We start from the raw sequence: 21,970 nt of genomic DNA, 5'->3' as shown, positions 1-21,970 counted from the left end.
AAAGTTTTTAATAATCAGTAAAAGAAAAGTCATAAGGGCAATGATGATTACCCTTATGACTTTTGGCAAAATTCATTATTTGTTTTGCCTAATACTACTCTAATTCTTTAACTACCGAGGCGCACCGTGGGCAGAGCGTGGGATGAACCTCATCCTTCCCTACTTCGGGATGATACATCCAGCAGCGTTCACACTTTTCACCTGTTGCTGAACTCACCGTAAGACTTAGACCTTCGATATCTTCAGCTAGCGCAGCATTTTCAGGTTTTTCTTCCTCTGGTTGATGGAGCTCAACAGCGGAAACTATGAAGATCTCAGCAAGATTAGGAACCTCTTGTAAGAATTCATAGAGGTCGGCCGGAGTGTAGATATCAACCTGGGCAGTGAGCGGATGATTGATAAGCTTATCTTGGCGGGCTTTCTCCAAAGCCTTGGTAACCTCAGCCCGTATGGCTAAGATTCTATCCCATTTAGCCTCAAGTTTCTCGTCCATCCATTCCGGCTTCACTTTTGGCATTTCTTCGATTTGGATGTTGGACCCTTCGCCGACACCTGGAACATAGGGCCAGATCTCATCTGCCGTAAAGGTGAGTACTGGAGCGATTAAGCGCACCAAGGCATCCAAGGTTTGGTAGAGTACCGTTTGCGCAGAACGGCGCAGCACGGAGCTTCTCCCTTCGACATAGAGGCGATCTTTGGCAATATCCAGATAGATCGCACTCAGCTCAATGGTACAAAAGTTATGCACTGTATGATAAACCCAATGGAACTCGTATTTTTCATAACCCTCAAGTACGCGGTCGATGACTTTTCCTAGTTGCAGGAGTGCCCAGCGATCAATTTCTGGAAGCTCCGTATAGGGAACTTGATCTTTTGCCGGGTCAAAGTCCTTCAGGTTACTTAACAAGAAGCGTAAGGTATTCCGGATTTTTCGATAGGCTTCCGTCATCTGCTTCATAATCCGCGGGGAAGCTGCCACATCGTTTTTATAATCAGCGGAAGCGACCCAGAGTCTTAAGATATCTGCGCCCATTTGGTTCATCACTTGGATCGGATCGACCCCGTTACCCAGCGACTTCGACTGTTTTCGGCCTTGCTCATCCACGAGGAAGCCGTGCGTAAGCACTGCCTTGTAGGGAGCTTTACCGAAAGCGGCGACAGCCGTAGACAGCGAAGAGTTAAACCAACCCCGATGCTGGTCAGAACCTTCAAGATAGAGATCTGCCGGCCAGGTGAGTTCTTCCCGTTGTTTGAGTACTCCAGCATGACTTGTTCCGGAATCAAACCAGACATCCATAATATCCGTTTCCTTACGGAACGTCTGACCACCACAAGGGCAGGTCGTTCCCTCCGGTAAAAGCTCTTCAGCAGTATGGACGAACCAGGCGTCAGACCCCTCCTGACGGAAGATCTCCTGGAGTTTACTGATCGTTTCATCCGTAACGAGTGCTTTTCCGCAATCCTCGCAGTAGAAGATCGGGATCGGTACACCCCAGGTCCTTTGGCGGGAAATACACCAATCTCCCCGATCTCTAACCATGTTATAAATCCGGTCTTTCCCCCAAGTAGGGATCCATTGCACTTGCTCAATCTGTTCTAAGGCCTCTTTCCGAAAGCCATCGATTGAAGCAAACCATTGCTCGGTTGCTCGGAAAATGATCGGGTTCTTGCAGCGCCAACAGTGAGGATAACTATGCGTAATCTTTTCTTCAAGCACCAAGGCATGAGCATTTTTCAGATCCTCAATAATGATCGGGTTGGCTTTATCGACTTTGAGTCCGACATAAGGTCCGCCTTCTTCGGTAAACTTTCCTTGATGATCAACCGGGCAAATAACCGGTAAACCATATTTTTTCCCGACGATGAAGTCGTCTTCCCCATGGCCAGGAGCCGTGTGGACAAAGCCGGTTCCCTGTTCCAGGGTGACATGCTCACCCAGAATCAGCGGGGATTCCCTTTCCATAAGCGGATGTTGACATTTTACGAATTCCAAATCCTTGCCCATAAACGTTTTTTCAATGGGTAATTCCAAATTCCAAAGCGTACGAAGTTGGTCGAGGAGTCCCTCAGCAACGAGCCAGTGTTCTTCACCGACTTTGACTAGAGCATAGGTGAATTTCGGATGTAAACTGATCGCTACATTTGCTGGGATGGTCCAGGGAGTCGTGGTCCAAATCACAACGAAGGTTTTTTCTTCGTTAAGAACCCCTTTACCCTCTTTAACTGCAAATTTGATATAGATCGCTGAAGAGGTTCGATCCGCATATTCAATTTCTGCTTCTGCTAATGCCGTCTCGCAGGAAGGACACCAATACACGGGTTTTAGTCCCTTATAGATATACCCTTTTTTCGCCATTTCACCAAAGACACCGATCTGTTCCGCTTCATACTCTTTGTGGAAGGTTAGATAAGGATGTTCCCAGTCGCCACGCACACCTAAACGCTTAAAACCCTCGCGCTGGATGCCAATATACTTTTTCGCGTACTCCTTACAACGTGAGCGGAATTCCAGGGTGGAAACGGCATGCCGATTCAGTCCCAGTTTCTTAATCACCTGCTGCTCAATGGGTAGTCCATGCGTATCCCATCCGGGGACATAGGGAGCATCATACCCCATCATCGTCTTATACTTTACGATCATATCTTTGAGCACCTTATTTAAGGCATGCCCGAGATGAATATCGCCATTCGCATAAGGTGGTCCATCATGGAGGACAAACTTTGGATGACCGACTCGGGCTTTTTGAACTTGCTCATAGAGATTATTTTCTTCCCATTTTTTTAAGATCTCCGGTTCGCGTTGGGGTAGGTTACCCCGCATCGGGAAATCCGTTTCCGGTAGGTTTAAGGTATCGCGGTAATCCATAAAACCATTTCCTCCTAATAATCTTGTTGTTCGTAGTATTAACCAAAATAAAAAATCCCTGTCCTCAAAAAAGGGACGGGATATTCTCGCGGTGCCACCCTTGGTGCTAAATCTAGCCACTCGGAACCCTTTAACGGGGGTGATCCGGAGAAGCTTACTCTTGCGTTCAGCTTCTCACTCCAAGGTGATTTCCTTGTCTTACCTCACGGGCTTGCACCATTTCCCGCTCGCTGAAGAGGATATATCAAAGACTGTCCTTGTCCACATTTTTTCAGATAAAGCAAATACTAAGCTAAAACTTTACGGGTCAAACTCACTAATTTTGCTGTCGCTCCAGATTCGACTGGGTCCACCACAAATAAACAGAGATACGGAATTTTTCTTTTCTTCCAGGTCTGAACCAACTCATAAAGTCCTTCTTTAACCAGAGTAACTTGATGAGCATCAGGTTCTGTGGATAAGCCGACGACTACTCCCCGTTGCTCCATTTCATCAAGCGCTTGGAACGCATGATCGAGCAAGTCATCACTCCCCGCCATGAGAATATCTCCGGCACGGAAGGGGCCAGCTTCAGTCGATCCGAGATAAAAGACTTGAATCTCCTCTGGATATGATAGTAAGTCACCGAGGGTTGAAACAAGTTCCACATCGCTACGACCCACTTTCCCAGTAGGGTGAGCCATGTCTTGACTATGTAGACCTAACCCCTGAACCAGAAAATCGGAAGCCAGTTCCGTGTACAATATGCTTTTCATAACCAGCCATCCTTCTACAAAAACTATTACTGAAACGATATCATCTATTTTACCACGATTCTTACCGATTCCGCAAGATTTAAACCCTCGACGATACGCTAAAGAAAACCCGGCTTGCGCCGAGCTTTGCGCTATAGAGAACTTGGTCAGCGCCAAAGCGGTGGCCTTAGTCGCCTTATCCTGCCGAACTTAACCGCATTCATCGTAGGAAAGCGAAACCGCTGGTTGCACTTATGCTATCTGCCGGAAATTTATACTTTCTGTTAGTATAAAGAAAACTTGGCTTGCGCCAAGCCTCTGGCGTAGGCGGAAGCCTTAGTTGCACTTATGCTATCTGCCGGAAATTTATACTTTCTGTTAGTATTAGAAAACCTCAGGAGACCTCAGCAGAAATTTCATAACCCTTATTAAAGGCATCCGCAAGGTCAAGCTGTGCACGCAGGAAGGACTTTAATTGCGTCCGGATCAGTTCTCGTCTTTTGCGAAGTTCCTCAATTTCCTCGTTCACCTCATCAACCTTTTTCTGAGCCTCGAAGAGGCGCTGAGACTTTTCTTGTTCTGTCGTTTTAAGCATAAGCTCAGCTTCATGCCGTGCCGACTGCTTCACTTCCTCGGCAGTCTGTTGAGCAAGCACCATCGTCTGTTGCAACGTTCCTTCAAGCTGCTTATATTGATTCAGTTCTTGCTCAAAATGCTTAACCTTTTCTCGGAGCTCAAAATTTTCAGTGTAAAGAACTTCAAACTCTTTACTAACTGAATCCAGAAATTTTTCCACTTCTTCTGTTTGATAACCACGAACCCCTTTACGAAACTCTTTATTTCGGATGTCATTTGGAGTCATCGGCATTGCCCATTCCCCTCTCTAACGCTTCTGTGTCCTATAAATAATAATAGTCCAGGCAATTCTTCCTTTCCGAGTCTCGCTATCATCTAAAAGACGTAAGCGGCCTTGCCCTCGGCAGGAAATTATATCCCCAGACTTTACTTCCAAATCGGCCCTGCTGATCATTAGATCATTCCGTTTAACTTTTCCTTGATTAATCCATTCCTGAACGACTCCTCGAGCCGCTTTAAAGCTCGAAGCAACGATAGCATCAATCCGGGAAGAAGCAACCGTAATCCGTAGTTCTTCCCCAGGATCTTCACTAAGGTGGAGCTCTCCGTGAACACGTTCGACGCGAATATTGGCCCGTCCAGCCTTTCTCCACTCTTGGAGTAAATAATCAGCGATTTCTGAAACGACGGCAACAATCATCCCCTGAATTTCTGGATGGATATCCCCAATCAGCTCCCTTTTTAAACCGAGCCCCATCAGCGATCCCAAAATTTGTCGGTGTTCTAAGTCGACATGGGGATCCAAAGAAACCACCGTTAGAAGAGCGATTCCTTCTCGTACCTGTTCAAAATCGTCAGAATTCTTACTAAGGAAATAACACACTCTTTCCGAGTCTGGAAATCCTCCCTGGATCTGATAACTCAAAGATTCTTTTTGGAGAACCCCCTCAAACCATTGCGCTAAACCTAATCCCAAGAAAGGAGTCCTTAGGGGAAGCTGTTCTTCAAGTACTGCATCAGCAAGATCTAAGAGATGTGCCGCTTCGAGACGCATCTCTTTATCCTGCCAGAATCCTAAAACACACCGATCGATCCAGTGTTTCATAAACCTAACCTAAGCAAAGTGTTAAGGATCATGGGTAAAACCAACAATCGTATGAGATAAAGTGCAAAATAAGCTAAAATCGGTGAAATATCAATTCCAAATCCCCTTCCACCAATTTGAAACCGTTGAAAAGGTCTCAGTAGAGGCTCAGTAATATCATTGAGAAGACGACCGAACCGAGAATTCGACAACTGGGGAACCCATGACATTAGAGCCTGAAGGACAATCGCATATCCTAGGAGCATCAAAACTGCATCTATGACTTGATAAATAAAAGTGAGGATAGATATCACACTCCTTATTTGCTAGTTAATGACCAGGAAAATCCTTTTTCTTTGCTATCTTCACGTGACTCCCCGGAAATATCCACATTATTGGGAACGAAGAGAAAGATTCCTTGACCTACTTTTTGCATATTTCCACCCAGTGCATAGGTTGCACCGCTGACAAAATCAACGATCCGTTTTGCGAGATTATGATCGACGTTCTCTAAATTGACAATAACAGGTCGACGATTTTTCAATTGATCCGCAATATTTTGGGATTCATCAAAAGTTGTCGGTTCTAAAACAACAACTTTTACTTGTTTCTGACTATGAATACTTACGACTTGTGCACCTTTCCGGCTAGAAGGTCGCCCTTCCTGAACCTCCTTTTCTCTTTCTTCCTCTTCCATCAGTTCTTCATCAACCTCATCATCAGCAAATCCCATAATTCCAATTACTTTGTCAAATATTTTGGCCATATAATATATCCTCCTTTAAAACTATTTATTTTCAATTTAAATGTTAACATACCCTTGGCGTTCCCCAAAAATTTGCCGTCCAACCCGGATCATCGTCGCTCCCTCCGCAATGGCCAGTTCAAAATCCCGACTCATTCCCATCGAGAGCTCTTTGAGTGTAACCTGGGGAATATCTTTTTTCTGTAAGGTATCCCGAATCTGGCGCAGCTCCCGAAAAAACATTTGTGTTTCTCCAGTACTAGCATCTAAGGCCCCAATCGTCATCAATCCTTGCGCCCTAACATGTGGACAGTCTGCTATTATATTTAAAAAATCCTCAACCTCTTCCCTCATCAACCCAGCTTTATCCGGGTCTTGTGCCGTATTAACCTCGACGAGCACAGGCCAAATGATATCTCGCTTAGTACCCTGTTCTTCAAGGGTTTTAAGAAGACTCAAGCGGTCGAGGGAATGGATTAAAGTAATATGATTATCCAAATACTTCACTTTATTCGTTTGCAGACGCCCAATTAAATGCCACTCACAATCTTTAGGTAAGACGGGGGCCTTTTCGAGCCATTCCTGTACCCGATTTTCGGCAAAAACGCGTTGCCCCGCCTGGTAGGCCTCTTCGACGGTTTCTACACTCATCGTCTTACTCACTGCCAGAAGCTTAATCCCTTCTGGCTGCCGTCCTGCACGTTCTGCAGCCACACTGATTCTTTGCTGAATCTGTTTTAAGTTGTCTTCAATACTCACGAATTACACCTGCCATGCTGAAAGCATTCTACACTTTTTCCTTATTTCCTGCTAACTCCAGCTCTATGATGGTATTTTTACGTTAGCACTCAATCCCTCAATCCCTGCACGCGGATTCTTGACGACAGGAATACCCGAGGGAAGATTCTCGACACAGATGAGTGTATCATTCTCATCAAGGACTTTAACTTTGCGGTATTGAAATATTCCTTTCTGAACAACATAGACACCCAGTTCCTCTCCCTTCGTAATAAGGGCACTTTTGGGAATTACTATCCCACTTATAGGTGGCCGTGAAATCCATTTCACGTCTTGAATTCGGGAGTTTACCGTCCCGTCAAGATACTGATTAAAACGTACAACGATTCCCTGGGGATCATCGGACTTACGCATAATCTTGGCACTCTGGACCTGACCGTTCAGATTTAATTTTATCGTTTTCCCAACACTTAAATCCGCTGAAGGGTTAAGTTCAACGAACGCCTCAGTTGGGATCAAGTTATTGACCATCTTTCCCATAGGTACACCCGCTTGGACAATGTCGCTCTGCGCTTGTGAATTTTCCTTCTGTTCAACAATTTTTGCTAAGTCCATCTCCAATAAGCTTTGAGGGGTAACCGTACTTTCCAAACCATCTACTTTTTGAAAGAACAATCCACCCATTGGGGCATTCACCTTAGCCGCTAGCTCTTTGGAAATCGTCCCTGGAGCAGCTCCTTCTGGGTGAATCAAGGCTACATTTTCCCCGCGTCGGAATCTTTGTCCGTCTTTTCCGAGGAGTTCTACTTTACCAGAGACGGGAGCCTGAATTAGATATTCTTCATTCGCGAAAACCGCTTTGACCGCCTCGCTATGCTCAATCACCCCCGTTTGGGCAAGTTCGAGCTCAATCGACCCAGCCATCCAGTTCGAGCGATAAACCCAACCCAAAGAACAAAATATAAGAGTTACGAGTAAAACACCCCAGAACAGTCTTTTTACCATGGTATGTCTACCCTTGTTCTTTCTCATCTTATTCCCCCTGTTCAGCAACTGGCAATTCACAGGTAAACACTGATCCCGAACCGAGACGGGAGGTGACTCCAAGCTTCCCATTCGATCCCTCAACAATATGTTTAACAATGCTTAGTCCTAAACCCGTACCCCCTTGTTCTCGAGAACGTGCCTTATCCACCCGATAGAACCGTTCAAAAATTCGAGGCAAATCCTGTTCTGGAATTCCACAGCCGGTATCTCCAAATTCTAAACGGACAAAAGAGCCGCTTTGGGACGCAGACAACCATACTTTACCCTTAGCCGTATATTTCACTGCATTCTCCAACAAATTTAATAGAACCTGACTAAGCAAGTCTGGACCCATGGCAACAGCCGGCAGATCCGGCTTGAATTTCATCACCAATTCAAGCCCTTTGGCCTCCGCGTACGACGCAATTACGGGTTTTATCTTCTCATACGCTTCCTGAACTCGGCTTGAACTTACGCCTAATTCGCCATGCCGATTTTCAATATGGGAAAGTGTTAACAGATCGTCGATGATTCTTTGTAAGCGTAAGGTTTCCGTTTGGATAATCGTTAAGAAACGCTTTCGCAGAGCAGGATCTTCCGCTGCACCGTCAAGCAGTGTTTCGACAAACCCTTTAATTGAAGTTAAAGGGGTTCGCAGTTCATGCGAAACATTGCCGACAAATTCAGTCCGGACCTGTTCCAACCTGCGAATCTCAGTTACATCATAACAAACAATTACAGCTCCCCGAGGACGCGTTTGAGTCTCTTCTCCCAGGAAAGGATTCACCTGAACTCGAAGTGTTCGCTCTCCTAAAGCGAGTTCTGTACTCCCGGATCGTCCTTCCTCCAAGGCATTTTGAACGAGTTCTTGGAGAGCTCCGTTACTCTGAACTTCGGTTAGATATTTACCCTTCAATTCCTCTTGCGCATGGGCAAATATCTTTTCGGCCGCCGCATTAACAAGGACTACTCGGCCCACTTGGTCAAGCGCAACTACCCCTTCTTGCATTCCGGCAAGAATCGTCTGAATTTTCTCAGCTTCTTGCGTATTCTTTTGAAGATGCACTTTAAATTTTTGCGCCAGCGCAATCATTTCTGTCCCGATTTGACCGAGCTCATCGGTCGAGTCAAAAAAATAAGCTTTATTGAAATCTCCTTTAGAAATCGCTCGGGCTATAGTATTGAGTTTTTCCAGACGATGACTAAAGCGATTCGCAAGATAATAGATTACTCCTCCGGGTAAAAAAATAGCCAGAATAAAAGTCGTCCAGTCGAAAATGGTAGTTTTCCCATTAACGACCCCCTCCCCTAGCCAGAAAAGAGATAAAGACAGGGAAGTTGCCGTCAGATAGCCAATCAAAAGTTTCCACTTTATACTCATAATACTTATCCTTTTAACCGGTAGCCAATGCCCCGAAGTGTCTCAATATATACAGGATTTGCGGAATCTTTTTCCACCTTCTGCCGCAAATGACGAACATGGACATCTACGGTTCGGGTATCTCCTGCATAATCATAACCCCATACCCTTTCCAAGAGTTCATCCCTCGAATACACTTTTCCTGGATGAATAGCCAGAACCCGCAAAAGCTCAAATTCCTTGGGGGTTAATTCGACTTCCTCGCCCCGGACCAACACCTGATAACGATTTAAGTCAATCTTTAAGTCGCCGCGGATTAATTCATTTTCTTGTGTTTGTGGCTTAATCCGGCGAAGTCGGGCACGAATACGGGCTAAGAGCTCCCGAGGACTAAAGGGTTTCGTCAAATAGTCATCTGCCCCTAATTCCAGGCCAAGAACCTTATCGATTTCCTCCATTTTAGCAGTCAACATGATCACAGGAATATCTCGAACCTTTGAATCTTGTCGAAGCTGATTGCATACTTCCAAGCCATCCATGCCTGGCAGCATAACATCCAGAATCACCAGATCCGGCAGTTTCTCTTCAATCGTCTTAAGTGCTGACGGACCATCAAAGGCCATGAGTACCGTATACCCTTCCTTTTCAAGATTGAATTTTAAAAGTTCTTGAATAGGCTCTTCATCATCTACGACTAGAATTACGGCCATACAATTTCCCTCCTCAATCCTTGCGCCGTATCCATCCCGCCATCCGACCCGTCTTCAATCCCTCCTGGCGATGAGAGAAAAAGCTGTCGGTATGACAAGCTGTGCAAATCGAAGCACTCCAAATATTTTCCGGTCGGACTCCTTCTTCAAGCAAAAGCAAACGATTCGCTTCCCAAAGATCCAGCTGAGCATGACCAGGACGAGAAGACTTCAAAAAGGGTGTTTTCTCAAAGGCCTCCTGAAAAGGCTTCACAACCTGCTCATCCACTTCATAACAACACGGACCGATACTCGGTCCCAAGGCCACCCAACACTCTCGAGGTTCTCCGCCCATTTTTCGGAATTCCTCGAGCACTCGAATGATAATTTTACCCACAGTTCCTCTCCAGCCTGCATGAGCAATACTCACGGCTTTAAGAATTGGATGATAAAAATACACTGGAACGCAATCCGCGAAAAAGGCCATCAGCCCCAAGCCGGTCGTCGTGACCAAGCCATCCACTCCAGGCAGAACTGTTCTAAGATCTCGCACCCCCCGTCCAGCATCAGATGATTCGACGAGTTGAACCTTGACATCATGCACTTGTTCCCCGATCACAAGATCGTTCCACGCTACGTTCCATTCCTGAAACCAAAGTTCACGATTTTGCAAGACCTTTTCAGAATCATCGCCAACATGCAACCCTAAATTCAAGGATTCATAGGGTGCGTTACTAACCCCACCCCAACGCGTTGAGAACCCGATTTGGATTCCGCATTTTTCCCACTCTGGAAGCGTGAGATAGGTTAAATTCTGGCCTTGACGATAAACCCAGCTCATAATCGGCTCCTCATACCCGTTCGCTCAATATATTTTTACTATACCATAATTTTTCCAGTCTAAAAACCTACTAAAGTCCTATCTTTGTGTGGAAATTCAACAAAGTGAATGGATGTACGAAGCTACACAACCACACGAAGACACAAAAAGCCCCCCAAGGGGAGCAAACTGACTTGAAATATACTAAAGTTGAATCTACGCAGACGCTAATTAATGATGTTCTGGCTCTGAATTAAACTCCGGCAAACCCTGAGCATCCACTAAGATAACATCCACCCCAATCTTTTTGACTCGATCCCAGGGAATGGCGAGATCCTCGGTCCGATTACCCCCAAAAAAAACCCAGCTGCGGGAGGCCCCAGGGACGATGATTCCCTTCACGACGCCGCGTTCTAAATCCAGATCTAAATCCTTAATCGGGCCTAACCGTCGACCATCTTTAATATTGACGATGTCCAACATGCGAAGTTCAGAAATCCGCATCGGTATACCTCCCCCCTCACATCTTAATTTATATGTGAGGGAGAAACGTTTTAGACTATTATCGTCAAACGTATTTACGCATATGATTCAGTGCAGCCTTCTCCAAGCGTGAGACTTGGGCTTGGGATATCCCTATCTCATCCGCAACTTCCATTTGAGTTTTACCATGGAAAAAGCGCAAGGATAGAATGAGCTTTTCCCGCTCGCTTAAACGGCGCAAGGCTTCGCGCACCGCAATTCCTTCGAGCCAACTGGCATCAGAATGTTTTTCATCGCCTATTTGGTCCATTACAAAAATTGGATCTCCACCATCATGGTAAATGGGTTCAAAAAGCGAAATCGGCTCTTGAATCGCATCCAGCGCGAAAATCACCTCTTCTCGAGGCAAGGTTAATTTATCCGCGATCTCTGAAACCGTTGGTTCCCGCGAGCATTCGCCCACTAACTGATCCCGAACCTGAAGAGCCTTATAGGCAATATCTCGCAAAGAACGACTGACTCGAATCGGGTTGTTATCCCGCAAATACCGCCGGATTTCACCAATGATCATCGGTACGGCATATGTCGAGAATTTAACATTTTGCCCTAAGTCAAAATTATCAATCGCTTTCATTAACCCGATACATCCCACCTGGAAGAGATCGTCGACATATTCTCCCCGATTCGTAAACCTCTGAATTACGCTGAGGACAAGACGCAAATTACCGTAGATCAATTTTTCCCTTGCTTCACGCTCCCCACTTTGATAAGCAACAAACAATTCCGTCATTTTCTTACTGTTCAAGACAGGTAATTTTGAGGTGTTCACTCCACAGATTTCAACCTTGTTTAAAGCCATTCGAGCACTCACCTTCCCAGCCAATTTCCTCTTGGTGAGTATGCCCTAACTGACTTTATGTTATTCTAGTCGACAAAACTCTTTCCTTAATCTCCTAATTATGCGTTTTTCCAACCTTGAAATATAGGATTGAGAAATTCCCAAACGATCGGCAACCTCCTTTTGAGTTTTTTCCTCTCCATTATCTAACCCAAAACGGAGCTCCATGATCAGCTTCTCTCGATCAGATAAGCGATCCATCGCCAGATGAAGAAGTTGGCGGTCCACTTCCTCTTCGATCGGCCGTGAAATAATATCATTTTCCGTCCCCAGCACATCGGATAGTAACAGTTCATTGCCATCCCAATCGATATTTAGGGGTTCATCAAAGGAAACCTCCGAACGCGTCTTATTATTTCTCCGTAAATACATGAGAATCTCATTCTCGATGCATCTTGAGGCATATGTAGCCAGCTTAATCTTCTTTTGGGGATCAAACGTATTCACAGCTTTGATCAGTCCAATCGTCCCAATCGAAACCAAATCTTCAATCCCAATACCCGTATTCTCAAACTTGCGGGCAATATACACAACTAGCCTTAAATTTCTCGCGATTAGCACATCACGAACCGTCGGATCGCCAACTTCCAACCGTTCTAGCAGATCAACTTCTTCATCCGAACTTAAGGGAGGAGGCAAAGCTTCGCTACTACCGACATAGTATATTTCCTTCCGACCCCTGATCTTCTGTTGGAGTTGACTCCATAAAACATAGAGTTTATTTATGATTGGCTCATACCATCTCATCGCTCAACCTCCGCTTCCTTGAACATGTTCCGGATGTAACAAGGCCTGGTATTCCCCATCCGGACTTAAGGATTGTTGGACTAAGGCTAACGTTGCTTTGATTTCCCGAACTTCAGAAGAGGAACTTAAATAAACACGGTTCGGGCGAACTCCCAAAAGCCAACTTTTGTGTCCTACTGCTTGGTATGGGATAAAAACGAAAGTCCTCATCCATATGGGATCTGCTTTCCAGAGCCAAGGCCAGGGATCCTCCAACTCACGCCAAGGAGCCTGAAGTATCGATCTCAAGTCCTCTGGGAACGACGTGGCGACAGTTTCTTCTTCCACGAGAAGGACTGGAGTCCCCGTAAGGGGATCACGCAACTGATTCCCCGTATCCAGCATTGCTCTTACTTTGACAATCTCGCTTTCTACCCCGAAATCAATTGATAACTCATACAAGGCAGGTTTTAATTGCATCGTTCTGGATAGCCATCTTAACCAGAGCTTTTGCCCTCCCCACCACAGGAGAGCGCCTAACGGTAAAATCCAGAAATTCTGAGTACCCAACCTAAAAGCGGATGATGCGAATCCATCAAATTCGGCCCAACCCCACAGAGCATAGACTCCGCCACCCAAACCTGCAGACAAGATCCAAAATAAGGTCAATCGCTTATAGTAAGACCGCGTCCCGACAGGTGCAAAACTCACCCAAACCATCGCGAAGGGGGTGAGAATTTTGCTCAAGAACAAGAGCGAGGAAGCCGGCCAATAGGCTGAGAGAATGACCGGGAACTCGCCCACGATCACTCCGCCCAGCAAGCGTTGAATGCGGATCGAGGTATTGAGCAGCCGAGCAGTTAAAAGAAGAAGAAAGAGATCCATTATTCCATTAATCATCAGGTCAAGATCCAGATACCTTACGATCATCCTGTAGGCAGTCCCTTCTGTACCTGCACGCTCGCACACTTCTTCTCAAATTATACCGAAAGGTGAGGATAAAACCTGTCGTATTACGTGGGAATTTTTAGGAAAACACAGGCGAGTCTTGACGAGATATAGCAAAAGGAGCCAACCCAATAGGCTAGCTCCTTGAAATCTTATAGTATAGGCAATACGTGGCGTCTTTACCGACGACGGCGTAAGAACTCTGGAATATCCAAATCATCCGCAGCAGAAGTTGCGGCGACAGGCCGAATTACCGAGTCTGAAGCCGTTCCGGTTTTACCCAAAGAACTTTGAACTTGGTCAAAACCTGTAGCGATAACCGTGACCCGGACTTCTTCCTTCAAGCTTTCATCAATGACGGCCCCGAAGATAATATTTGCATCTGGATCAGCTGCTTCAGCAATAATCTCCGAAGCTTCATTAACCTCAAATAAGGTCATATTTGGCCCGCCGGTAATATTTAGGAGAACTCCTTTCGCCCCTTCAATCGAGGTTTCCAAAAGTGGGCTCGATATCGCTTTACGTGCTGCATCTGCAGCCCGGTTTTCACCAGTAGCTTGTCCTATTCCCATTAAGGCTGAGCCCGTGTTCTTCATAATCGTCTTCACGTCTGCAAAGTCCAAGTTAATTAGCCCTGGTACTGCAATTAAGTCTGAAATCCCTTGAACCCCTTGTCGCAGTACATCATCTGCGATCCGAAACGCTTCGTGAATCGTGGTATTCTTGTCCACCACTTGCAACAAGCGATCATTCGGAATCGTAATCAAGGTGTCGACTTTGCTTTTCAGCTCAGCGATCCCTTTTTCAGCCTGCATCGCTCGTTTCCTTCCCTCGAAGGTAAAAGGACGAGTGACCACACCTACCGTTAGCGCCCCAAGTTCTTTCGCCACTTCGGCGACAATCGGAGCAGCTCCAGTACCTGTACCGCCTCCCATGCCTGCAGTGACGAATACCATATCGACACCCTTCAGGGCTTCAAGAAGTTCATCCCGACTTTCCTCAGCCGCTTTCATCCCGACTTCTGGATTCGCACCTGCACCTAAACCCTTCGTTAACTTCGTTCCGATCTGTACTTTTTGACCGGCACGCGAGAGGTTTAAAGCCTGGGCATCCGTGTTAATAGATATAAAATCAACACCCTTTAAACCGGCTGTAATCATACGATTGACCGCATTGTTTCCCCCACCACCAACACCGATGACCTTTATCCCTGCGAACTGGTTAAAGTCCATGTCAAATTCAAGCATCTAGCTATTTTCCCCCTCGCAATTTCAGCTGTTTATCCTTTATCTTACTAACAGAAAGTAAAAATTTTTGGCAGATAAACTCTAAGTGCAACCAGCGGTTTTCCTTTCCTACGATGCAAGTAGTTAAGTCCGGCAGGATAAGGCGACTAAGGCCATCGCTTTGGCGCTGGCCAAGTCTTCTTTATCGCAAAGCTCGGCGAAAGCCGGGTTTTCTTTATCGCACATCGAAAATTTTCAAACTTGCTTACAGATTCTAGGTACAAGACCAATATTCCTTTTTTCACGAATAACTTTTTCCGTAAAATAATTGGAAAATATGAGTTTAGATTTAACTTAGACTATTTCTTCAATAGATGTCGCCTAATTATGGCAAGATTATTGAATAAACGAACTCCAAAAGCAACAACTGCGGCGAGATAAAGATCTACGCCAATCCGATCTCCGATATAGGCCAACAACGAAGCGAGCAAGGTATTGGTGAAGAAGCCGGTCAAAAAGACGGTTGAGTCAAAATGTTCTTCTTGAGCTGCTCGCAATCCGCCGAAAACGGAATCCAAAGCGGCCAGAATCGCTACCGACAAATATTTTGCATACTCCACAGGAACGGTAAAGGGGCTAAACCAGCCAATCCCTAAACCGAGCAACAAACCCAATATTGGCAACCACATTTAAATAATCCTCCTCATTAACGACCGATAACGGGCTTGGCCGCGGTGAAATCAATATACCTTACCCCTTTTTCAAAGGATTTATAGCCTGTGTCATTTAAGAGTTGGTAAAGCCCTTCTAATTTATCTTTCCAGTCTTGAGCTTGTCCTAACCGCACTTCAACTCCACTGGTCAAATAAATTGTAATCTGCTGAATAGGGTTGACATAAAGCTCCCCAATCATAGGCAAGAGTTCTTTAGGTGCTTCTCGTAAAAGGAGAAGTGCTGCATCCAAACCTGGAAGCTTAAGTTCTTGGCCGGGACCCGCCGTATCCGGTATGGTGACACCGTTAATTACAGGATAACTATTATTCGGCCAGCCTTCGCTTCTCTGCAAAAATATTCCATGATCATCGACTTTAACCACACCCTTGGGAACGACCACCAAGGCAACGGGGGTACGTTCCGTGACTTGAACGACCAAAGTCTGTGGAAATTGTCGTTTAAATTGAACGCTTTGAACCAAAGGATGAAGGGTAACCTTTTTTCTTAAGCTCTCCCGATCCATGAACACTAGATTCTGCCCTTTGGCACTACTCGTTAAGCGATCAATTTCGACCTGAGGGATCTGCTGTAAGCCCTCGACTTTGACATTTTGAATAACGAAGTAACTGGACCGAAGAAAGAAGGTCAAGCCCACTACCAGTAGGATAACCAATGTCGGGAGATAAAAAAAGGCCGCACTCGTTTTCTTAGGTTCCATGTATGTTCCCCCTCGTCCCAAGTATACAGAATCCAGCCTTGGCTGTCATGCTTTTTCTTAGCTCAAGAACTGACTCGTTTCAATTTAGCGCCAAGCAGACGATACTTTTGCTCGAGATTTTCATAGCCTCGATCAATATGTTCAACCTTTTCTAGGACCGTGGCTTCCTCCGCCGCCAGCGCAGCCAGGAAAAGTGCTGCCCCTGCTCTTAAATCGGTCGCCTCAACAAAGGCTCCTTCTAAGCTTTGCACCCCGCGAATGACAGCTGTACGACCTTCAATTGTGATTTGCGCTCCCATGCGACGCAATTCATCCACCTGCTGAAAACGATTTTCAAAGATCGTCTCCGTGATTACGCTTGTATCCTCGGCCATTGCCAACAAAGCCATAAACTGGGGCTGCATATCCGTCGGAAATCCCGGATAAGGCATAGTTTTGCAGTCTACTCCTTTAATTCTACCCGTACTTCGGACACGAACCGTATCATCCCCGATTTGAACTTCAGCACCCATTTGGCGGAGCTTGGCAATTACGGGCTCTAAATGCTCGGGGATTACATTTTCGATTTCAATATCTCCACAAGTCATGACTGCTGCAACCATATGGGTTCCAGCCTCAATCCGGTCGGGAATCACCGTATGCTCAGTGGGCTTCAGTTGACTGACTCCATCAATCCGGAGAATATCCATACCCGCTCCCCGGACTTTCGCCCCCATCTTATTCAGGAAATTCTGCAAATCCACTATTTCCGGTTCACGCGCTGCATTATGAACCAACGTCGTTCCCTTAGCCAGAACAGCAGCCATCATTATATTTTCGGTAGCTCCGACACTTGGCACATCAAAATAAACATCTGTACCTCTAAGTTCATCTGCCCATGCCTCAATGTAACCATGTTTTTCTTTGACCCTAACTCCCAGTTCTTGAAGTCCTTTAATATGCTGATCCATGGGTCGGGAACCAATCGCGCATCCTCCGGGGCGTGAAATTCGAACCCGGCCGTTCCGAGCCAGCATCGGTCCTAAGATCAAATTAGAGGCCCGCATCTGACGCATCAGACTCTCATCGACTTCCCAGCGTTTCAGATTTGTGGAATCGACAATCAGCCCTTCGTTTTTAATCGTTACTTCCGCTCCGAGGTATTCCAAAACGTTGATCATATGTTCGATATCTGCCAGATGCGGGATTTCTATGAGATTAGATCTTCCGGGAGCAAGAAGGGTCGCCGCCAATATAGGTAAAGAAGAATTCTTTGCACCACTGGTCCGTACCTTTCCTTCTAGCCTTTGTTTTCCTGTGATGACGTAGCGATCCATCGTCATAGAAATACCTCCTCTAAGCAGTTATGCAAATTATACAGTTAAATAATGGACCTCAGTCCTGAGTTCGACCCCATATTTTTCAAAGACGTCCTTTTGAATCGCTTGAATTAATGCTAAAACATCGGCTGCTGTTGCATTTCCTACATTCACGATAAAATTAGCATGTTTAGGCGAGACTTGAGCTCCGCCTACCCCCTTGCCTTTCCACCCCGCTTGTTCAATGAGCCTGCCGGCAGAATCTCCTGGAGGATTACGAAATACACTACCCGCATTGGGTAGCTCTAGCGGTTGAGCATCTTTGCGTCTCGCAAGATTTTCAACCATTTGCGCCTTGATCTTTTCTTTTTTCCCCGTATTAAATTGGAGTTCTGCTGCTAATATCCAGGCTTTTCCTTGCAGCGAACATTCCCGGTATCCAAAGGTTAGCTTCTCTTTAGCAAAGGTTTGGATCTTTCCATCCTCTGTTAAGACCTTTACCGTATGCAGCACGTTCTGGATTTCCTCACCGTGTGCACCAGCGTTCATAGCAATCGCTCCACCAAGCGTTCCTGGAATCCCCCTAGCAAACTCCAAGCCACTAAGACCCCGTTCCCCTGCTTCTTGGGCTACCCGGGCCAAGGAACAACCTGCCTCAGCCTGCAAAGTACATTTTCCCCAAACCTCGCCCGTTAAGGCGGTTGTGACGATAGTAATCCCTCTTAATCCTTCGTCCGGAAAAAGAAGATTCGAGCCACGCCCAATCAGACGGATCAGGATTTGCTCATCTTGGGCAAATCGCCAAAGCTTCTCAATTTCGGAAACCGTTATTGGCCATACGACCCACTCAGCTAAACCACCGATCTTCCAGGTGCTTAGAGTCTTCAACGGAACATTCTGCTCCATTCGTCCCTCTATTCCATTCATCAACATCCACATTCCACCTTATGTTCTTCTTCACTTCCCACCAGGATACCCCAAGTTGTAAACCCTGTAGGATCTCGTGATAAATCATTTCCTCTCCTTCACCCAGGGGAGAACGATGAAGCCTTCCGAAATACCGAAAACTTCCCGGTTCAGCGTAAAAATCGACGAATTCATCACGGATCACCCAGTAGGCTTCTGGAAACCTGTAATTTGGTTTTCTCCCTACCGACTCATCTTTGAAGAGTTTCTTCAACCAGGTCTCAGGAACCACCCAATGCAGCCCCCGACCCTGTTCAGCCTGCCAATGACTGTCAGCCCCAGGCCAAAGGACAGAAGGCTCGTAGCCTGCTTCTGCTAATACCTGCCAAAGCAAGGGCCGACCCTCTTTCTGGGCGCCTTCAGAAACCGGAAGGACCACGTCTTGATCCCATAGTCTATGTAAAAAATCCGCAGCTGACTCTTGGGTCAGACCCTGATTTTCTCCCCACCGTCGATAATTATTTTGAGAATCAAACTCTGGCCAATATACTATCTCTGTTGGACCGCAATCTGAGAGATCCTCTTCCTGCCCATCCACGCTCGAAATTGTCAGGCCCGTTAAATCCAACGGCTCTTCAGCAGAAACTTCCCTGATGATCGTTTCGATCTTCAGGGCATCAAGCAAAGCCTGAAAGCCCAGCCCTTCTTCTGCGCCGTACGGAGTAAGTAGGAGAATTTTCCGCTTCGGCCACATGACAATCCACTCCCTTCCTTCTGACTGTCATATGTTATGCCAACCGTCAAGAAGGTGTGATTCGGGAGCAGATTCCTTCTATTTCCACCCTGTTTCGAAACAGATGTTCACGATTTTGCTTAAAGCATCAGGCTGAGCTAGTCCCTTCGCTTTTACAGCCATCTCTTGGAGCTTACCCGATTGCCCCATTAAGTCACGAATCGTTTGCCAGAGGGCATCCCCGGTTAATTCTTTATCCAAAATGACGCGCGCAGCTCCAGCTTGTTCTAACGCCCGAGCATTGTATTCTTGATGATTTTCAGCCGCATAAGGATAAGGCACAAGGATGGCGGGTTTACCTGCAACCATCAATTCTGCAAGTGAAGCTGCTCCCGCACGCCCAATCCAGAGATCAGCACAAGCTAAAGCTGCTGGCATATCGTTCAGGTACTCAAGCACCTTCCAATTGTCTCTCTTCCACTGGATCCCTGCCTCTTTCAATCCCTTTAGAGTTTCCTGATAGGTCGCGCTTCCGGTGGCCCAAACGACTTGAACTTTCGGCTGTAAGGATAACTCCTTGAGCACCTTGAACATGGCTTGGTTAATGCTCCGTGCCCCTCGGCTTCCGCCCGTAATGAGCAAGGTCAAACACTCAGGGCTTAAGCCAAGCCGCTCCGCCCCTTCCTGCCGGCTTACCTGACCGATTTCCGATCGAACAGGTAAACCCGTCAAGACAAGTTTCTTTTGGCTCCCAAAATAAGCAATACTGTCTGGGAAGGTAACCATAACCTTACGCACAAACCGAGCAAGGATTTTATTAGTCACACCAGGCAGGGCATTTTGCTCATGAAGCAGAGTAGGAATCCCAAAGAAGGCCGCCGTTAAAACAACCGGTCCAGATACATATCCCCCTGTTCCCACGACTAGGTCAGGCTTAAATTTCTTCAGGATTTGTTTGGTTTGCCAAAGTGCTTTAACACTTTTAACTCCGACCTTTAGTGTTTCCACGCTGATCTTGCGTGGTAGCCCATGTCCAAACACGCTGGCAAACTTCAGACCTGCCTCAGGAACAAGCTTCGCTTCCATTCCTGTATCTGTGCCCACGTAAAGGATCTCAGTTTTCGGGTCAGCGGACAACATTCCCTTCGCAATCGCTAAGGCAGGATAAATATGTCCTCCAGTCCCTCCCCCGGTCACAATCACACGCACGGGATCTAACCCCTTTCATTCGCTTAATGATTATCTTGGCATTTTAGATTTTTTCCTGGTACTTTAGCTTATGGGGCTATGCTCCAGTAGTTCTTCGAAGCGAGTTACGTTTAAGTTCAATTTCTCAGCATTGACCCCAGGCACCGCTTTGGCCAAAGGGAGCGTATTAAAGCGAGCAGATCACCGAACTTAGCTCAGAAGTCGGGCGGAGGCGGGACCGCGCACACGACGTGCATGGCCGGCAGTGAGCCAAGGATGGCGATTTTGCCGGATATCCCGCCGGAGCCCGACTTCTGAGCTCTAGTTTGGTCTGCGAGCGCCACAAGCGACCGTGGCCAAAGCTGTGCCGCTGTCCTACTCCTGTAAAAAAACTAGCGTGACTCCCGCGAAATATTAAGCAGCACTCCGACCCCAAGCATCGTGAAGACGAGCGAAGTCCCCCCATAGCTTAAAAACGGCAACGTGATCCCAGTTACAGGCAAAACCCCGCTCACAACCCCCATGTTAATCATCGCCTGAATGCTGACCATCGCCGTTAGCCCGACCGCTAAAAGCCCTGTAAAAGCATCTGGAGCTCCCATAGCCACGCGGAAACCTCGCCAAGCAAACAGGAAGAACAGAATAATGACGAGCGAAGCCCCCACGAATCCCAATTCCTCTCCGATCATCGCGAAAATAAAGTCGGTGTGATTTTCCGGGAGGTAGAGAAACTTTTGTTTGCTTTGCCCGAGTCCTAAACCAAAGAGCCCTCCCGGACCTAAGGCCAACAACGCTTGAATCGTCTGATACCCTTTTCCTGAAGGATCTGCCCAGGGATCGAGAAAAGCCGTGATTCGTCGCATCCGATAGGGCGCAGCAGCGATCGCTGCAACGACTAAGCTTAAACCCGACCCGCCTAAGGCCAGCAAATGGCTAACCCGTGCTCCCGCTGCAATCAGCATGAAAAACGTTGTCCCGGCGATAGCTAAAGTCGTCCCTAAATCCGGTTGAAGCATAATCAATCCTGCAACCAGGCCAAGTAATCCTAAAATAGGTAAGAGCCCTTTGCGAAACGATTTTATTTTATAGGGATTAATGGCCAAAAGATGCGCCACAACCAAAACCATCGCCAATTTGATCACTTCCGAAGGCTGAATTGATAACGGCCCTAGCCCAATCCAACGGTCAGCACCATTGACGCGACGTCCTACTCCAGGGATCTTAACCATAATCAGAAGCACAATCGCCAGAATCAATGCCGGTTTAGCGAAACGCCTTAAAAGCTGCAAATCCAGCCGCATTGCCCCGGCCATTGCTGCCAGACCGAGGCTAATCCATATCACCTCCATCTTCAAGAAGTGATAAGGATCATCATACTGGATATATCCTTTAACTGCGCTTGAGCTGTACACCATCACTATTCCAATAGTGAGAAGCGCGAGTATTGCGCCCAGTAAGATCCAATCCGGTCGGTGGCGTCTCGGCATTTTCAAG

23 protein-coding genes and 1 other annotated feature are annotated in these 21,970 nt (G+C 46.6%); all 23 genes read right to left on the bottom strand.

What is annotated here, in order from left to right; all coding sequences use genetic code 11:
• Positions 1-94: 94 nt before the first annotated feature.
• The 23 genes from ileS to spoVE all read right to left on the bottom strand — a co-directional run bounded on the left by ileS (position 95) and on the right by spoVE (position 21,963).
• The gene (gene ileS / locus VM640_RS03640) at positions 95-2,866 is read right to left on the bottom strand and encodes an isoleucine--tRNA ligase (RefSeq protein ID WP_325390027.1); all 2,772 of its coding nucleotides are present in this window, start codon (positions 2,864-2,866) and stop codon (positions 95-97) included.
• 68 nt (positions 2,867-2,934) lie between these two features.
• Positions 2,935-3,139, bottom strand: a binding site (T-box leader).
• 14 nt (positions 3,140-3,153) lie between these two features.
• Positions 3,154-3,621, bottom strand: a complete 468-nt coding sequence (locus tag VM640_RS03635) for a hypothetical protein (RefSeq protein ID WP_325390025.1) — start codon at positions 3,619-3,621, stop codon at positions 3,154-3,156.
• A 373-nt stretch (positions 3,622-3,994) separates the two neighbouring features.
• Positions 3,995-4,468, bottom strand: coding sequence for a DivIVA domain-containing protein (locus VM640_RS03630; protein WP_325390023.1), 474 nt, complete (start codon positions 4,466-4,468; stop codon positions 3,995-3,997).
• A gap of 15 nt (positions 4,469-4,483) precedes the next feature.
• On the bottom strand, positions 4,484-5,281 hold the full coding sequence (locus VM640_RS03625) for a YlmH family RNA-binding protein (protein WP_325390021.1): 798 nt from the start codon (positions 5,279-5,281) through the stop codon (positions 4,484-4,486).
• Positions 5,278-5,526: a YggT family protein gene (locus VM640_RS03620; RefSeq protein ID WP_325390061.1), complete on the bottom strand. Its 249-nt coding sequence runs from the start codon at positions 5,524-5,526 to the stop codon at positions 5,278-5,280. The genes VM640_RS03625 and VM640_RS03620 overlap by 4 nt, the downstream gene beginning before the upstream one ends.
• A gap of 53 nt (positions 5,527-5,579) precedes the next feature.
• Positions 5,580-6,026, bottom strand: coding sequence for a cell division protein SepF (locus VM640_RS03615; protein WP_325390019.1), 447 nt, complete (start codon positions 6,024-6,026; stop codon positions 5,580-5,582).
• 36 nt (positions 6,027-6,062) lie between these two features.
• On the bottom strand, positions 6,063-6,764 hold the full coding sequence (locus tag VM640_RS03610) for a YggS family pyridoxal phosphate-dependent enzyme (RefSeq protein ID WP_325390017.1): 702 nt from the start codon (positions 6,762-6,764) through the stop codon (positions 6,063-6,065).
• Between the two features lie 63 nt (positions 6,765-6,827).
• Positions 6,828-7,775: a biotin/lipoyl attachment domain-containing protein gene (locus tag VM640_RS03605; RefSeq protein WP_325390015.1), complete on the bottom strand. Its 948-nt coding sequence runs from the start codon at positions 7,773-7,775 to the stop codon at positions 6,828-6,830.
• A 1-nt stretch (position 7,776) separates the two neighbouring features.
• Positions 7,777-9,150, bottom strand: a complete 1,374-nt coding sequence (gene pnpS / locus VM640_RS03600) for a two-component system histidine kinase PnpS (RefSeq protein WP_325390013.1) — start codon at positions 9,148-9,150, stop codon at positions 7,777-7,779.
• Between the two features lie 5 nt (positions 9,151-9,155).
• Positions 9,156-9,839, bottom strand: a complete 684-nt coding sequence (locus tag VM640_RS03595) for a response regulator transcription factor (protein WP_325390011.1) — start codon at positions 9,837-9,839, stop codon at positions 9,156-9,158.
• A 13-nt stretch (positions 9,840-9,852) separates the two neighbouring features.
• Positions 9,853-10,659: a peptidoglycan editing factor PgeF gene (pgeF, locus tag VM640_RS03590; protein WP_325390009.1), complete on the bottom strand. Its 807-nt coding sequence runs from the start codon at positions 10,657-10,659 to the stop codon at positions 9,853-9,855.
• A 210-nt stretch (positions 10,660-10,869) separates the two neighbouring features.
• Complete coding sequence (locus tag VM640_RS03585) at positions 10,870-11,142, bottom strand: YlmC/YmxH family sporulation protein (protein ID WP_325390007.1); 273 nt, start codon at positions 11,140-11,142, stop codon at positions 10,870-10,872.
• Between the two features lie 64 nt (positions 11,143-11,206).
• On the bottom strand, positions 11,207-11,980 hold the full coding sequence (sigG, locus tag VM640_RS03580) for an RNA polymerase sporulation sigma factor SigG (RefSeq protein WP_325390005.1): 774 nt from the start codon (positions 11,978-11,980) through the stop codon (positions 11,207-11,209).
• Positions 11,981-12,040: 60 nt separating this feature from the next.
• Entirely contained in the window at positions 12,041-12,766 is a 726-nt protein-coding gene (sigE, locus tag VM640_RS03575; RefSeq protein WP_325390003.1) for an RNA polymerase sporulation sigma factor SigE, read from the bottom strand.
• Positions 12,767-12,769: 3 nt separating this feature from the next.
• On the bottom strand, positions 12,770-13,675 hold the full coding sequence (locus tag VM640_RS03570; protein WP_325390001.1) for a sigma-E processing peptidase SpoIIGA: 906 nt from the start codon (positions 13,673-13,675) through the stop codon (positions 12,770-12,772).
• A 197-nt stretch (positions 13,676-13,872) separates the two neighbouring features.
• Positions 13,873-14,940, bottom strand: a complete 1,068-nt coding sequence (gene ftsZ / locus VM640_RS03565) for a cell division protein FtsZ (protein WP_325389999.1) — start codon at positions 14,938-14,940, stop codon at positions 13,873-13,875.
• A 338-nt stretch (positions 14,941-15,278) separates the two neighbouring features.
• On the bottom strand, positions 15,279-15,608 hold the full coding sequence (locus VM640_RS03560; protein WP_325389997.1) for a small basic family protein: 330 nt from the start codon (positions 15,606-15,608) through the stop codon (positions 15,279-15,281).
• A 17-nt stretch (positions 15,609-15,625) separates the two neighbouring features.
• A complete protein-coding gene (locus tag VM640_RS03555; protein WP_325389995.1) occupies positions 15,626-16,351 on the bottom strand; it encodes a cell division protein FtsQ/DivIB in 726 nt (241 codons plus the stop codon).
• Positions 16,352-16,413: 62 nt separating this feature from the next.
• Complete coding sequence (gene murA, locus VM640_RS03550) at positions 16,414-17,673, bottom strand: UDP-N-acetylglucosamine 1-carboxyvinyltransferase (RefSeq protein ID WP_325389993.1); 1,260 nt, start codon at positions 17,671-17,673, stop codon at positions 16,414-16,416.
• 30 nt (positions 17,674-17,703) lie between these two features.
• The gene (murB, locus tag VM640_RS03545) at positions 17,704-18,582 is read right to left on the bottom strand and encodes a UDP-N-acetylmuramate dehydrogenase (RefSeq protein WP_325389991.1); all 879 of its coding nucleotides are present in this window, start codon (positions 18,580-18,582) and stop codon (positions 17,704-17,706) included.
• Positions 18,497-19,309, bottom strand: coding sequence for a hypothetical protein (locus VM640_RS03540; protein ID WP_325389989.1), 813 nt, complete (start codon positions 19,307-19,309; stop codon positions 18,497-18,499). The genes murB and VM640_RS03540 overlap by 86 nt, the downstream gene beginning before the upstream one ends.
• A 78-nt stretch (positions 19,310-19,387) precedes the next feature.
• Positions 19,388-20,497 (bottom strand): undecaprenyldiphospho-muramoylpentapeptide beta-N-acetylglucosaminyltransferase, encoded by a 1,110-nt coding sequence (gene murG, locus VM640_RS03535; RefSeq protein ID WP_325389987.1) that lies wholly within the window; start codon positions 20,495-20,497, stop codon positions 19,388-19,390.
• A 371-nt stretch (positions 20,498-20,868) separates the two neighbouring features.
• Positions 20,869-21,963, bottom strand: coding sequence for a stage V sporulation protein E (spoVE, locus tag VM640_RS03530; protein WP_325389985.1), 1,095 nt, complete (start codon positions 21,961-21,963; stop codon positions 20,869-20,871).
• Between the last annotated feature and the right edge of the window lie 7 nt (positions 21,964-21,970).

Source organism: Desulfitobacterium sp., assembly GCF_035539115.1.
Lineage (GTDB): Bacteria > Bacillota > Desulfitobacteriia > Desulfitobacteriales > Desulfitobacteriaceae > Desulfitobacterium_A.
This window is presented reverse-complemented; position numbering and strand designations above follow the sequence as displayed.